Annotated in this window: 13 protein-coding genes; all 13 read right to left on the bottom strand. The window is 70.7% G+C overall.

Going from position 1 to position 14,411, the window contains the following annotated elements:
• Window positions 1-37 precede the first annotated feature (37 nt).
• Genes B7K23_RS09660 through B7K23_RS09600 form a run of 13 tightly spaced genes read right to left on the bottom strand, consistent with a single transcriptional unit; the run spans window position 38 to window position 14,347 of the window.
• Entirely contained in the window at window positions 38-277 is a 240-nt protein-coding gene (locus tag B7K23_RS09660) for an HGxxPAAW family protein (protein WP_234996485.1), read from the bottom strand.
• A gap of 38 nt (window positions 278-315) precedes the next feature.
• Window positions 316-1,863: an anthranilate synthase component I gene (locus B7K23_RS09655; RefSeq protein ID WP_084126386.1), complete on the bottom strand. Its 1,548-nt coding sequence runs from the start codon at window positions 1,861-1,863 to the stop codon at window positions 316-318.
• The gene (hisI, locus tag B7K23_RS09650) at window positions 1,856-2,224 is read right to left on the bottom strand and encodes a phosphoribosyl-AMP cyclohydrolase (protein ID WP_084126385.1); all 369 of its coding nucleotides are present in this window, start codon (window positions 2,222-2,224) and stop codon (window positions 1,856-1,858) included. The genes B7K23_RS09655 and hisI overlap by 8 nt, the downstream gene beginning before the upstream one ends.
• A gap of 30 nt (window positions 2,225-2,254) precedes the next feature.
• Window positions 2,255-4,030 (bottom strand): ABC transporter ATP-binding protein, encoded by a 1,776-nt coding sequence (locus B7K23_RS09645; protein WP_084126384.1) that lies wholly within the window; start codon window positions 4,028-4,030, stop codon window positions 2,255-2,257.
• Window positions 4,027-5,895, bottom strand: a complete 1,869-nt coding sequence (locus B7K23_RS09640; RefSeq protein WP_084126383.1) for an ABC transporter ATP-binding protein — start codon at window positions 5,893-5,895, stop codon at window positions 4,027-4,029. The genes B7K23_RS09645 and B7K23_RS09640 overlap by 4 nt, the downstream gene beginning before the upstream one ends.
• Window positions 5,896-6,666, bottom strand: coding sequence for an imidazole glycerol phosphate synthase subunit HisF (gene hisF / locus B7K23_RS09635; RefSeq protein ID WP_084126382.1), 771 nt, complete (start codon window positions 6,664-6,666; stop codon window positions 5,896-5,898).
• Window positions 6,663-7,553: an FKBP-type peptidyl-prolyl cis-trans isomerase gene (locus tag B7K23_RS09630; RefSeq protein ID WP_084126381.1), complete on the bottom strand. Its 891-nt coding sequence runs from the start codon at window positions 7,551-7,553 to the stop codon at window positions 6,663-6,665. The genes hisF and B7K23_RS09630 overlap by 4 nt, the downstream gene beginning before the upstream one ends.
• A 50-nt stretch (window positions 7,554-7,603) precedes the next feature.
• A complete protein-coding gene (gene pafA / locus B7K23_RS09625; RefSeq protein WP_084126380.1) occupies window positions 7,604-9,010 on the bottom strand; it encodes a Pup--protein ligase in 1,407 nt (468 codons plus the stop codon).
• 34 nt (window positions 9,011-9,044) lie between these two features.
• Window positions 9,045-9,224, bottom strand: coding sequence for a ubiquitin-like protein Pup (locus B7K23_RS09620; protein WP_084126379.1), 180 nt, complete (start codon window positions 9,222-9,224; stop codon window positions 9,045-9,047).
• A gap of 9 nt (window positions 9,225-9,233) precedes the next feature.
• Window positions 9,234-10,745, bottom strand: coding sequence for a depupylase/deamidase Dop (gene dop / locus B7K23_RS09615; protein WP_084126378.1), 1,512 nt, complete (start codon window positions 10,743-10,745; stop codon window positions 9,234-9,236).
• A 1-nt stretch (window position 10,746) separates the two neighbouring features.
• The gene (gene arc / locus B7K23_RS09610) at window positions 10,747-12,150 is read right to left on the bottom strand and encodes a proteasome ATPase (protein ID WP_084126377.1); all 1,404 of its coding nucleotides are present in this window, start codon (window positions 12,148-12,150) and stop codon (window positions 10,747-10,749) included.
• Window positions 12,150-13,217 (bottom strand): tRNA (adenine-N1)-methyltransferase, encoded by a 1,068-nt coding sequence (locus B7K23_RS09605; protein WP_084126376.1) that lies wholly within the window; start codon window positions 13,215-13,217, stop codon window positions 12,150-12,152. The genes arc and B7K23_RS09605 overlap by 1 nt, the downstream gene beginning before the upstream one ends.
• Window positions 13,218-13,237: 20 nt before the next feature.
• Complete coding sequence (locus B7K23_RS09600) at window positions 13,238-14,347, bottom strand: site-2 protease family protein (RefSeq protein ID WP_143338222.1); 1,110 nt, start codon at window positions 14,345-14,347, stop codon at window positions 13,238-13,240.
• Between the last annotated feature and the right edge of the window lie 64 nt (window positions 14,348-14,411).

The raw sequence follows: 14,411 nt of genomic DNA, 5'->3' as shown, positions 1-14,411 counted from the left end.
TGTTCCTGCGACGGCACGGCGCCTGCCAGCGCCGAGATCAGCTCGAGGTCTGGCCGTGGCCGAGAGCCTTGAGCGCCCCGCCGGCCGCAAGCGACACGACGGCGACGGCTGTTCCGACCCACACCAGGGTCATCTGAGGGATCCCGATGCCCAGCGCGGCGATGACCGCTGCCACGACCAGGCCCACGTTCGTGACCCATGCCGCGAGGGTGCGGCCGTGGTTGTGCGGGGCCGCCTCGGGGAGGTCCTGGGGGTTGAGCTTCACGCTGCTCGACACTTCATGCTCCTTCGTGAGGATCCGGGGATGGCGACAGTCTAGCCACGACCCCGCGGCGAGAGGCGGGAGGCGAGCGACACGGCGCGGATCATCGCCGCCGCCTTGCTCCTGGTCTCGGCCGCCTCGGTCTCGGGAACCGAGTCCGCGACGATGCCCGCGCCGGCCTGGATGTACGCGATGCCGTCCTTGATGAGCGCGGTGCGGATCGCGATCGCGGTGTCGGTGTTGCCCGCGAAATCGAAGTAGCCGACCGCACCGCCGTAGAGCGCGCGCCTGGCCGGCTCGACCTCATCGATGAGCGCGATCGCGCGGGGCTTCGGCGCGCCAGAGAGCGTCCCGGCGGGGAACGTCGCGGTGAACGCGTCGAACGCGGTGTGCCCGTCCTCGAGCGTGCCGATCACCGTCGAGCACAGGTGCATGATGTGGCTGTAGCGGTTGAGCGACATGAAGTCCGCGACCTCGACCGACGTGGGCTCGCACACCTTGACGAGGTCGTTGCGGGCGAGGTCCACGAGCATCACGTGCTCCGCGATCTCCTTGGGATCGGCGCGCAGCTCCTCCTCGAGACGCTTGTCCTCGTCAGGGGTCGCGCCGCGCGGACGCGAGCCGGCGATCGGGAAGGTCGACACCGCGCCGCGCTCGACGCGCACGAGCGACTCGGGGCTCGACCCCACGACCGCGAAGGAGCGCCCGTCGGCGTCCTCGAGCTGGAAGCAGTACATGTACGGGCTCGGGTTCACGGTCCTGAGCACCCGGTAGACGTCGATCGGGGTTGCCTCGCACGGCACGTCGAAACGCTGCGACGGCACCACCTGGAAGACCTCGCCGTCGCGGATCGCCTCCTTGGCGAACTCGACGGTGTGCTCGTACTCGCCCATCGCCGACCGCTGGCGGATCTCGGGCTCGGCAGTCTCGCCGAGGCCGGACACCTCGCCGCTCGGTGCCTCGGCGAGCGCCTTCTCCATCGCGTCGACCCTGGCGACCGCGTCGGCGTAGGCGGCCTCGATGCCCGAGGCCTGCGCGTCGGCGTTCACGGCGTTCGCGATGAGCCACACCGAGCCGTCGAGGTGGTCGACCACGGCGATGTCCGTCGCGAGCAGGAGCAGCACGTCGGGCACGTCGATCTCGGCGGGAGCCTTCTTGGGCAGGGTCGGCTCCCACTGGCGGATGATGTCCCAGCCGAGCACGCCCACCATGCCGCCTGTGAGCGGCGGCAGGCCGGGGATCGCCTCGGACGCGAGCTCGGACAGCACCTGTCGGATCGCGGTGAGCGGCGCGCCGCCCTGCAGTCCGACGGGCACATCGCCGGTCCAGCGTGCCTCGTCCCCGTCGATCGTGAGCGCCGCGCGCGACCGCACGCCGATGAAGGAGAAGCGGCCCAGGGTCCCGTCGGGCTCGGCCGACTCGAGGATGAACGTGTTCGGCCGCGACTGCGCGAGCGCGCGGTAGACCGACACCGGCGTGGTCGAGTCGGCGAGCACGCGTCGCACCACCGGGACGACGCGGTGGCTGGCTCCGAGCTCCTTGAAGCGGTCGAGCGCGGGCCAGGTCTCGCCCCAACCGACGGCCACGGGCGCGTCAGTCATCGCTGCCCTCCAGACCGTTCACGGCGCCGAGGTCGCCGCCGGTGAGGAAGCACGTGCGCTCGCCCGTGTGGCAGGCCGCGCCCACCTGGTCGACCTCGAGCAGGATCGCGTCTCCGTCGCAGTCGAGCGAGGCGCGGACGACGCGCTGCGCGTGGCCCGAGGTGTCACCCTTGCGCCACAGCTCCTGCCGCGAGCGGCTCCAGTACACGGCGCGGCCGGACGTGAGGGTCTCGTGGAGAGCGTCGTCGTTCATCCAGGCGACCATGAGGACCTCACGCGTGTCGTGCTGCTGCACGACGGCACAGACCAGGCCGTCGTCGTTGCGCTTGAGTCGGTCGGCGATCGAGGGATCCAGAGGCATGCGCCCATCCTTCCACGACGGGACACGGTGTCAGCGCGTCTGCGCCACCCACGCCTCATGCATGCGCGCGTAGACCCCGCCCTGTGCGACCAGGTCGGCATGCGAGCCGAACTCCACGATCTCGCCCGCATCCATCACCGCGACTGCGTCCGCGCGCTCCGACGTCGACAGCCGGTGCGCGATGACCACGGACGTGCGGCCCCGCATGAGCGACTCGAGCGCGCGCGAGATGCGCACCTCGGTCGCGGGGTCGACCGCGGACGTCGCCTCGTCGAGGATCAGCACATCGGGATCGCGCAGGTAGGCGCGCGCGATCGCGACAAGCTGCCTCTCCCCCGTGCTCAGCAGCTCACCGCGCGGGCCCACGTGCGTGTCGAGGCCGTGGGGCTGCGCCACGAGCCAGCCGTCAAGGCCGAGGGACTCGAACACAGCGAGCGACTGACGCTCGATCTCCTCCGCCGAGGTGTCCTCGGGGAGCGCGTAGGCGAGGTTGCTGCGGATCGTGCCGTCGAACAGAAAGCCCTCCTGCGGCACGATCGCGACCGTACGTCGCAGGTCGTGCATCGGCACGTCCCTGAGGTCCACGCCGCCCACCTCGATCGTGCCCTGCGTGGGGTCGATGAAGCGTGCGAGCAGTCGCACGAGCGAGGTCTTTCCCGAGCCGGTCTCGCCCACGAGCGCGACCCGCCGACCCGCGGGCACCTCGAGGTCGATGCCCTTGAGCACCTCGGGTCCGCTCGGGTAGGTCAGACGCACGCCGGAGATCGAGACGCCGCCCTGGCCTCGCGGCACCGGGGTGCCCGCCGCGCCGGGGTCGGCGACGGTCACGGGCGTGTCGACGAGCCCGATCACGCGCCTCCAGCCGACGAGGGCGCGCTGCATCTCGGCGAGCATCTCGATGATCCAGCCGATCGGGCCCGCGAACTGGTACACGAGGAAGGCGAAGGCGACGACCGTGCCGACGCTCAGGTTCCCGTCGAGCGCGAGCCTCATGCCGACGATGAGCGCGAGCCCCGTCGCGATCGACTGGGCGGCGGCGTTCGCGGAGAACAGGCCCGAGGCGAGCCAGCCCGCGCGCGTGTCGTCGTCGATGATCTGCTTGTTGGGGGCGCGGAGGTCGTCCCGCATGTGCCCCTGGACGCCGTAGGCCCGGATGGTCGAGATGCCGACGAGCTGCTCGCCGGTGATCCCTAGCATCTCCGCGACGCCCGCCCTCACCCGCGCGAACGCGCGGATGATCGACGGCTGCATGTACTTCACGATGATGACCGTCGGGATGTAGCAGGCCACCACCACGAGTGCGAGCTGCCACGAGTAGACCGCCATGACGATGAGCATGATGAACGACTGGAATGCCGCGGTGATCATCGCGGCACCGGTCCACTGCATGAGGTTGCGCACGGTGTCGACGTCACCGGTGACGCGCGACACGTAGCCCCCGCGGGTGTCCGCGTTCTGCGTCAGCACTGACAGGTCGTGAACGGTGTCGAAGCCCTTGATGCGCAGGGTCGCCATGCCGCGCTCTGCCTGAGTGACCATCCGGATCCGGACGGTGCGGTTGATGAACGTCGAGATGATCAGCATCACCGCGCCGATGCCCGAGTAGGTGAACGCGACCTGAAGGTCGACGCCGCCCTCGGCGAGCAGGCCCTTGTCGGTCACCTGCTGAGTCACGAACGGCACGGCCATCATGCCCGCCGCCGCGACCATCGCGAGCGACAGCGTGACGCCCAGGCCGTCGCGGAGCTCAGGGCTGACGGCGAAGCCGCGCACGAAGGTCTGCCTGATGGTGGTCGGCTCGCTCACTTCGCTCCCCCGATCTCGTTCGCTGCGCGTTCGGCGTCACGCTTGTAGGCGAGCACGATGTCGCGGTAGCCCTCGTCACGGGAGAACAGCTCGTCGTGCGAGCCCGCGTCGACCACACGACCGGAGTCCATGTGCACGACGCTGTCGGCCATCATGATGGAGGCGAGGCGGTAGGCCACCAGCAGAACCGTCGGCGCGTCGTCCGACGCCGACAGGCCCGTGAGGATCTCGCGCTCGACCACGGGGTCGACCGCGGAGGTCGCATCGTCCAGGATCAGCACGCGGGGTCGGCGCACGAGCGCACGGGCGAGCGCGAGACGCTGCCGCTGGCCGCCGGACAGGTTGGAGCCGCGCTCGTCGAGCACTGCGGACAGCGGATCGGCTCCTGGCTCCACGAGGTTGCGGACCACGCGATGGATCGAGGCGCGCTCGAGCGCGTCCCACACCGCGTTGTCGTCGTAGTCGTCGCCCAGGGTGACGTTCTCCCTCACCGTGCCGGCGAACACGAACGCCGTCTGCGGCACGAGCGCGACGTGGCTCTCAAGGTTCTTCACGTCGGACAGCGGCACTCCGTCAAGGAGCACCTGGCCCGAGGCCGGCAGCGTGAGCCGCGAGGCGGCGAGGGCGATCGTCGACTTGCCCGAGCCCGTCGGGCCGACGAGCGCGGTCACGGTGCCCGCGTGGAGCTCGATCGAGGCACCCTCCACGAGCACGGTCAGCTCGTCATGCCCGTCGTCCGCGCCGATGGACGCGCCCACGAAGCTCACGGTGCCCGCACCACAGCCCTCGATCTCGATGTGGCCCGGCTCGTCGATCTCGCGCGCGGCCTCGACGATCTCACCGACGCGGCGGAAGCACACGAGCGCCTGCGGCATCTGGCCCAGGATCCAGCCGATGCCGCGGATCGGCACCGCGAGAAGGGTCACGAAGTACATCGCGGAGATCACGTCGCCCACCGAGACGTACCCGGTCGAGGCGCGCCACGATCCGACTGCCATGAGCGCGACGGCGCCCAGCGGTGCCATGAGGTCCATGAGCGGCTCGAACCACGCGCGGACCCTGCCCACCCGGACGTCGGCCTCAGCGAGGTCTCGCGCCGCCTGCGCGAAGCGACGCCCTTCGCGCTCCTCCACGCCGAGCGCCTTGACCACGGTGCCGCCGTCGAAGCTCTCGTGCGCGATCGTGGACACGCCCGCGCGGAGCCTCTGGCCTCTCCTCCACAGCGGCGTGATGATCCGCTGGAAGAAGTAGTTGACCGCGAGGATCGCCGGGATGACGGCCATGCCCGTCACCGCGAGCCACGGATCGGCGCGCCACATCTGCACGGCGGCGGCCACCATCATGACGACGGAGCCGACGGTGAAGGCGAGCGGGTGCAACGGACCGGTGGTCAGGTCCGCGTCTGACGACATGGCCGACAGGATCCTGCCCGACGACTGCGTGCGGTGCCACCCCATCGGGAGCCTCGCGAGGGAGTCGGACAGGACATGCCGGTGACGACCGCTCATGCGCGCGACGCCCGCGCGGGTGAGCGCCTGGCGAGCCGCCTGCGCGAGCGCGATCACGATGCCGATCGCGGCGAAGGCCCCTCCCGCGTACAGGATCGCGGTCATCGGGTCGTCGGTCATCTCACCCCAGCGACCGCCGAGCGGGTCGCCCGCGACCCCGGGGACCACGACATCGTCCGTGATGTCTCCCAGGAGCGTGCCGAAGAGGATGGTCATGATCGAGAAGACCGAAGCGGCGACGATCGAGCCGCCGAAGTACCAGGGACCCTGACGAACACCATGCCAGAGGAGCTGCCGAGACTGGCGGATGAACGACCCGTCGAGCGTGTACTCCCCCGGCCTTGCTGGGCCGTTCACCTATCTGACCTCGATCCCTGCGGCACGCATGTGCTCCTTGACGTCACTGAGCGTGAGCGCGCCGAAGTGGAACACGCTCGCGGCGAGCACCGCGTCGGCGCCGGCGTTGGCGGCCTCCACGAAGTGCTCCGCGGTGCCCGCGCCACCCGAGGCGATGAGCGGCACCGAGACCACATTACGCGCTTCGCGGATCATCTCAAGATCGAATCCATCATTCGTGCCGTCCGCGTCCATCGAGTTCAGCAAGATCTCGCCCGCGCCGAGCTCCTCGGCCCGCCTGATCCACTCGAGCGCGTCGATTCCCGTGCCTCGACGACCCCCGTGGGTAGTCACCTCGAAGCCCGACGGGGTCTCCGCGCCGTCGCGGCACCGGCGGGCGTCCGCGGACAGCACGAGCACCTGATTGCCGAAGCGCCGCGCGATCTCAGTGATGAGCTCGGGGCGCGCGATCGCGGCGGTGTTCACGCCGACCTTGTCCGCGCCCGCGCGAAGGAGGCGGTCCACATCCTCGGGCGCGCGCACGCCGCCACCCACCGTGAGCGGGATGAAGACCTGCTCGGCCGTGCGGCGGACCACGTCGTACGTGGTCTCACGGTTGCCTGACGACGCGGTGACGTCCAGGAACGTGAGCTCGTCGGCGCCGGAGTCCCCGTACACGCGCGCGAGCTCGACGGGGTCGCCGGCGTCCCGCAGATTCTCGAAGTTCACGCCCTTGACGACGCGTCCCGCGTCGACGTCGAGGCAAGGGATCACGCGCACTGACACGGTCATTCGGACTCCTGCGGGGTGAAGGCATCAAGGATGTCGACGACGATGACGACGGGACCCTTGTCGGGATAGGCGAGCGTCGCTGGCGACAGGATCATCACCTGGGAGCCCACCGTCTGGTCGAGCAGGCCCTCCTCGATCGCGGTGATGCTGTCGCCCGAGCCGACCTCGACCTCGAGCGGGGCGATCTCCTCGGGCCACGAGGAGTCGAGCTCCTTGCCCTTCCAGTTCACCATGGTGAAGTTGACCTTGACGAAGTCGCCGTCGCGCACCTGCGTTCCTGTGCCCTGGATGGTCGTGACGACCTGCAGATCAGCGGGCTTCTCGAGGCCGTCCGGAATCGTCACGGTGGGAGTGCCGTCCTCGGCGAGCCGGATCCTCGGGAGATCCGCGCTGATCTCGACCTCGTTTCCCACCGCGCGCGTGGGGAGCACGTCCACGACGATCGCAATCGGCGGCTCACCGTCGGGGTTGTCCTCGGGGGCAGGCGACACGTGCAGGATGCGCGCACCGACGCGGACGCCGAGGAGCGCGTTGTAGAGATCCTCGCCGAGCAGCTCAGGCGCGAGCACGTAGGACTGCGCGAAGCCGTCGTACGTGTCGATGACCTCGGTACCGTCCTCGAGGGACACGCCGTACATGTCGAGCAGGAGGGGCTGACCGGCCTCGAGGTGATCGCCGTCGCCGTCCCACACGACCGTCGTCTCGGCGTCCTCCCACGCGAGGCCCTGCTGGAAGTCGATCGTCGGCGACATGTCCTCGTCGATGCCGACGGTGAGGGCATCGACGGAGCCGCTCGGAGACGCGGACGCGGAGCTGTCGGGCGGTCCGCTGACACAGCCGGTCAGCGCGAGCGACCCTGCCAGCGCAAGGGCAGCGATGCGACGCATCAATTCACTCCTGAGGGGTTGGTCGGCCAGACAAGTGTACGGGCCGAGGCTCAGCCCGTGACCGTCTCGAGCAGCATGTCCACGCGCTCATCCTCATGCCGGAACGGGTCCTTGAGAAGGACCGTCCTGCTCTCCTGGCCCGTGAACTTGAGGTGCACCCAGTCCACCGTGAAGTCGCGGCCAGAGGCGAGCGCCTCCCGCACGAAGCGGCCCCTCAGGTGGGCCCTCGTCGTCGCGGGCGCGACCGTCTTCGCGCGCTCGATCGCCTCGTCCGACACGACCGTGCGGATCAGGCCCTCACGCTCCATGCGGTTCGCGAGTCCGCGGGTGGGCGACACATCGTGGAATGCGAGCTCGAGCCTCGCGAGACGCGGGTCGTCAAGCTCGCACTGCAGCTTGTCCCGGTAGCGCTGCACGAGCTTGAGCTTGATCGCCCAGTCGAGCTCGGTGTCGATGCCCGACAGGTCCTGCGTGCGCACCGCGTCGATGCCGCGCTGCCACAGGTCGAGGATCCGGTCGACCTCCTCGGTGCGCTCGATCAGCCCACCGAGGTGGGAGACGACCATGTCGAGGAACGACTGCTGGATCTCGACCGCGGTGAGGCGACGGCCGTCCGCGAGCTCGACGGTCGCGGTGCCCGTGAGATCGTGGGCGACGTCCCTGATCGCCTGCATCTCCTTCGCGAGCGCCAGGTCGGGCATCGGGACGCGTGCCTCGAGCAGCCTCAGCACCAGGTCGGTCGAGCCGATCTTGAGCAGCGTCGTGGGCTGCGCCATGGTCGAGTCTCCGACGATCACGTGCATCCGCCGGTAGAGCTCAGCGTTGGCGTGCGGCTCGTCGCGCGTGTTGATCATGGGGCGCGAGCGGGTCGTCGCCGAGCTCATGCCCTCCCACATGTGGTCGGCGCGCGGAGAGAAGCTGAAGTGCGCGCCCTCGGGAGTGCGCGTGATGCATCCGGCACCGGTGACGATCTGGCGCGTCACGAGGAACGGCAACAGGCCTCGTGCGAAGCCTGCGAAGTCAGCGCGCCGACGCAGCAGGTAGTTCTCGTGGCAGCCGTAGCTGTTGCCCGCCGAGTCGGTGTTGTTCTTGTACAGGTGGATCTCGCCGTCGACGCCCGCCTCGCGGAGCCGCTGCTCGCCCTCGGCGACCAGGTCCTGGACGATGCGCTCCCCCGCCTTGTCGAGCGCGATGAGGTCCTCGATCGTGTCGCACTCGGCGGTCGCGTACTCGGGGTGCGCGCCTACGTCGATGTACAGACGCGAGCCGTTGGTGAGGAAGACGTTGGACGAGCGGCCCCACTGCACGACCGAGTGGAACAGGTGGCCCGCCACCTCCTCGGGCGTCACGGGGCGAGAGCCAGGCGCGACGACGTGGAGCCCGAACTCGGTCTCGAGCCCGAAGATCCGACGGGAGTCCTCGACCTCGAGCGGCGGGGGGACCTCGGCGATCTGCATCGTGAGCGGGCGAGCGGGCCGGCCGCGGGCCGGGCTACTCGCCGCCCTTCTGCACGAACGAGCGCACGAACTGCTCCGCATTCGTCTGAAGCGAGCCGTCGATCTCGTCGAGCAGGTCGTCGAGCGCGTCGGTGGACGCCTGCGCCGCGGGAGCCGGTGCGGGCTCGGGCGCGTCGTCCTCGTAGGGCTGACCGGAAGCGTTGACCTGAGGCATGCCGTCAGTCTATCCGGCGAGCAGGGAGTCCAGCAGTGCGTTGCTGGCCTCATGCGGGTCGTCCAGGTGGACCACCTCGAGGTTCCCATGCCTGGTGTCGCGGTCGATGACCACCGTGGACCAGCCGGCCGCGTCGACGAGGTCGCGCAGCCCGACCACCGCCGCGCCGCGGAGGCGCGCTCGGGTGTCCACCGGAGCCTGGGAAGCGGCCTCCGCGACCTCGGCGTCGGTCGTGAGCCGCTCGACCGCGCCGGCCCGCGCGAGGCGCCACGCGAGACCGTCGCCGAGCCTCGACCACTGGAGGTCCATCGCGGCCAGGCGCGCGTCGTCCCACAGCATCGGCGTGCCGTGCGCCGCCTCGTGCTTGGCGCGCAGCCTGCCCATGAGCTGGAGCTTGGCGACCCACTCCACCTCGCGCGCGGCCTCCATGACATCGCGGCCGAGGCGATCAAGCACGCCCTCCCAGCGCGCGATGACCTCGGCGTCCGCCGCATCGTCCGCGTAGCTGCGCGCGATCTCGAGCAGCGCGCGCTGAAGGTCCAGCGCCGTGGCGGTCTCCCCGGACTTGAGCGTGAGCCGCGCGGTGAGCGACAGGTCGCGCGACACGGTGCGCACGTCCTCGACGGGCGTCGCGAGCTCGAGCTCCTCGAGCCGCTCGTCGCCCGCCTCGATCGCGGACAGGACCAGCGAGGTCGTGCCCAGCTTGAGCAGGTTGGGGACCTCGAGGCAGTTCGCGTCGCCGATGATCAGGTGCAGTCGGCGCCATCGGCCGCGGGTCGCGTGGGGCTCGTCGCGGGAGTTCACGATGGGGCGCCGGAGCGTCGTCTCGAGCGCGACCTCGGTCTCCATGTAGTCCGCGCGCTGCGACATCTGGAATCCCGCATCGTCCCCGTACATCCCGAGCCCCACGCGGCCGGCGCCCGTGTACACCTGGCGCGTCACGAGGTGAGGGGTGAGCGCGACCGCGAGGGCGTCGAAGTCCACGTCGCGAGGGATCAGGTAGTTCTCGTGCGTGCCGTAGCTCGCGCCCTTGCCGTCGACGTTGTTCTTGTACAGCGCGACCCGCTCGCCCTCGATCTCCTCGTAGCGCTTGGCGGCCTCGAGCACGATCGCGTCTCCCGCGGCATCCCACCGCACCGCGTCGCGCGCGGTGCGGACCTCGGGTCCCGAGTACTCGGGGTGCGCGTGGTCCACGTAGAAGCGCGCGCCGTTGGGCAGCACCGCGTTGAGATGCGCGGGGTCCTCCCACGAGCCGCGTCGCCGACGGAGCGTCACGCCGCGCGTGGCCTCGTCGTACTCGGGCGCGTCCGTGAGCAGGTCGGCGGTCGCGTAGCGGCGCTCGCGCCGCATGCCGCGCTGGTCCTGAAGGGGGTCCTCGCCTCCGTAGTCCCAGCGCGCGGTGAGCCCGCCGAGCGCCTCGCGGCACGCGCTCACGAGCCGAGAGGCCAGCAGGATGGGGTTCGCTCCCGGGCGGTCGGGGTCGGTGATGCCGTACTCGGTCTCCAGTCCGACGATGCGCACGTCAGCCGAGCTCCCGCGCCGCGACCGCGCGCGCCTCCGCGATCTCCTGATCGGCGGCGGCCTCGAGGTGCGCGGTCGAGATCCCCTTCTCGCCCCCGGAGATCACCGCCTTGATCGCGGCGGTCTTGGCCCGGTCCACGATGTTGCGCACCATCGCGCCCGACGCGTGCTGGTCGATGTCTCCGTGGCCGAACAGCCTCGCGACGGCCGCGGCGATCATGTCCTGAAGCGTCGCGTGGACGTCCCCTCCGTGGGCCTCGACCTCGGCGGGCGCGAGCGGCAGCGCCGGGGTGAGGTACTTCGAGAAGATGTCGGCCGCCGACCGCTCGTCGGGCCGCGAGATAGAGATCTTCACGTCGAGACGTCCGGGGCGGAGGATCGCGGGGTCGATCATGTCCTCGCGGTTCGAGGCGCCGATCACGATGACGTTGCTGAGTGACTCGACGCCGTCGAGCTCGGTGAGCAGCTGGGGCACGATCGTCGTCTCCATGTCGGAGCTCACGCCCGAGCCACGGGTACGGAAGAGCGCGTCCATCTCGTCGAAGAACACGACCACGGGGGCGCCCGAGTGCGCCTTCGCACGGGCGCGCTCGAAGATCGTGCGGATGTAGCGCTCGGTCTCGCCCACGTACTTGTTGAGCAGCTCCGGCCCCTTGACGGAAAGGAAGTAGCTGCGGTCCGCGCCCACGGCGTCGGCGAGCGAGTGCGCGACCGCCTTGGCGATGAGCGTCTTGCCGCAGCCGGGAGGGCCGTACAGCAGCATGCCGCGCGGCGGCTGGAGGTGGTGCTCGCGGTAGAGCTCGGGATGCACGATCGGAAGCTCGATCGCGTCCCGGATCCGCTCGATCTGGCCGGTGAGACCGCCGATCGCGGCGTAGTCGACGTCCGGCACCTCCTCGAGCAGGAGGGCCTCGACACCGGTGCGCTCGACCCTCTCGGACGCGAAGCCCGTGCGCGGGTCGATGATCACAGTGTCGCCCTCGTGCACGCGGGCGCGGGCGTCGGCGCCGATGAGCACCGCGACGCGCTCATCCTCACCGCGGGAGACCACGAGGATGCGCTCGTCGTCGATGACCTCGCGGACGATCGCCGCCTGGCCTGTGCGCTCGGGCTCGGCCTTGCCCACCACGACGCTCATGCCGTTGAGCAGCACCTCGTCGCCCGCGACGAGGCTGAGCTCCGCGCTCGGCAGGACCGCGACGCGCATGCGTCGTCCCTGAGACACGATGTCCGCGTGGCCGTCGACCCACTGGACGAAGGTCGCGAAGGTCTGCGGCGGGGCCGACGCCTCCGCGAGCTTCTCCTTCATCTCGCCGAGCTGCTCGCGCGCGAGCTCGAGCAGCCGCTGCAGCTCGGCGTTGCGGCGCTCGAGCGCCGCCATGCGGTCCTGGGCGTCCAGCACCATCAGTCCTCCTCGGTGGGGCCGTTGTCGATGGGGGTCGGTGCGCCGTCGACGGCGGCGCCTTCCGGGGAGGCGGCGTCCTCCGCTCCCCCGGGCGCGGCCTTCACCGCGTCGCGGCGCACCTTGCGGACCTTCTTGTCGGAGACGGCGCGCTCGCCGAGGTCCTCGGGCGTCCACTCCTCGTCCACGGGGTAGGCGCCCTTCGCGGGACGACGGTGGCGCAGCGGCGCATCGACGCCAGGCGCCATACGCCGCGTGGTCAGCAGGAAGCCGGTGTGGCCGATCATGCGGTGGTCGGGGCGCACCGACAGGCCCTCGAGGTGCCACGTGCGGACCATCGTCTCCCAGGCCTGCGGCTCGGTGTAGCCGCCGTGCTCGCGCAGGTCCTCAGCCAGACGGGACAGCTGCGTGGTCGTGGCGACGTAGGCGATGAGCAGGCCGCCGGGGGCGAGCGCCTGCGCGGCGGCCTCGATGTTCTCCCAGGGCGCGAGCATGTCGAGGACGATGCGGTCCACGGTGCCGGGCTCCGCGACCTCAGCGATGCGGTCGGCGAAGTCGCCGATCTCGAGCCGCCAGGCCGGGTGGGGTCCCCCGAAGAAGGACTCGACGTTCGCGCGCGCGATGTCGGCGAAGTCCTCGCGCCGCTCGATCGACGTCAGCGATCCCCCGTCGCCCACGGCGCGCAGCAGGGACATCGTGAGCGCTCCGGAGCCCACGCCGGCCTCGACGACTCGCGCGCCCGGGTAGATGTCGGCGTACTGCACGATCTGGCCGGCGTCCTTGGGGTACACCACGGCGGCGCCACGGGGCATCGACAGCACGAAGTCGCTCAGCAGCGGCCGGAGGGCCAGATACGCGGTGCCCGCGCTCGTGCTCACGACGGTGCCCTCGGGCTGGCCGATGAGGTCGTCGTGCTTGAAGTGTCCGCGGTGAGTGTGGAACACCTTGCCCGCGCTCAGGACGATGGTGTGGTGCCGACCCTTGGGGTCGGTGAGCTGGACGCGGTCGCCGTCGCGCAGCGGGCCGCGCCGCTCGGGCGCGCCGACGGGCTCGGAGGTGTCAGGGGTCATGCCGTCAATCCTAGGCGGCGCTACCGCAGGGCGTTCATGGCATCGAGGAGCCTGAGGACGCCGACCGGCTCCCCGTCGCGCAGGACCACCCACGCATCGGTCTTGCCCCACCACTCGCGCAGGCGCTCGACGAGCCTCTCCGCGTCATCGTCGAGCTCGACGGAGGCCCCGCGCGGCAACGGCATCGCGACGGCGTCGAGCCCCGTAGCCGGACGTCGCTCCTCGGGGACGCTGCGCGCGATCCCGACGTCGAACCTGCCCGCGGGGGCTCCATCGGCGGACAGCACCACGATCTCGGTCGCGCCGTAGGACTCCGCGGTCACGAGCGCATCGGCGACGGTGACGTCGTACGGCACCGGGGCCGCTGGCGACATGAGGGTCCCGGCGGTGACCCCGATGCGACGGCCCACGGTCTGCGAGTGCTTGAGCGCGGCCGACGCGGCGGGCCACAGGATCGAGAACAGCAGCACGGCCCACACGAGCGAGAACAGATCGGGCTGCTGGCCCTGCAGCAGCGGTGTGCCGACCGCCCACAGCACGAGCCCGATCGCCACCACACGGCCGCCCCACGCGGCCACGAGCATGCCGGTGTGGCGCTTGCCGGTCATCGCCCATACGAGCGACTCGAGGACGCGGCCGCCGTCCATGGGGATGCCGGGGAGCGCGTTGAAGGCCGCGAGCAGCAGGTTCGCGTACCCCGCCCACGCGAGGATCTGGCCCGGCAGGCCCGTGAGCAGGCCGAGCCCGGCCGCGCCCATGATGCCGAGCCCGAGCACGAGGTTCGCTGCGGGGCCCGCGAGTGCCGTGACTCCCGCCACCGCCGGGGTGAGGTTCCTCGCGTCGAACGACGTGTGGCCTCCCCACAGCGTGAGCACGATCTCGTCGACCCGACGGCCGAAGGCGCGCACGACGAGCGCGTGCGACGCCTCGTGCAGGAACACGGAGGCGAACAGGATCACCGCGAGCGACAGGCCGAGGATGAACGTGCGGCTCGAGACCTCGCCCGAGCCGGACGCGAAGATGAACGCGAGCACCGCGAGCATCACGAGCGTCGAGGGCTGCACGATGATTCTCGCGCCGACGAGGGTTCCGAGGGAGAAGCCCTTGGTGGGGCGGGGCTGCGGGGGCATGCCACCACCGTAGGCGGTCCCAGCGGGGTCAAGCGCCATCGGCCCCTGGCCCCTCTCCCCCGCG

This window comes from Demequina sp. NBRC 110054 (assembly GCF_002090115.1).
Lineage (GTDB): Bacteria > Actinomycetota > Actinomycetes > Actinomycetales > Demequinaceae > Demequina.
The sequence above is the reverse complement of the archived record's forward strand: the minus strand, read 5'-3'. Positions and strand labels throughout refer to the sequence as shown.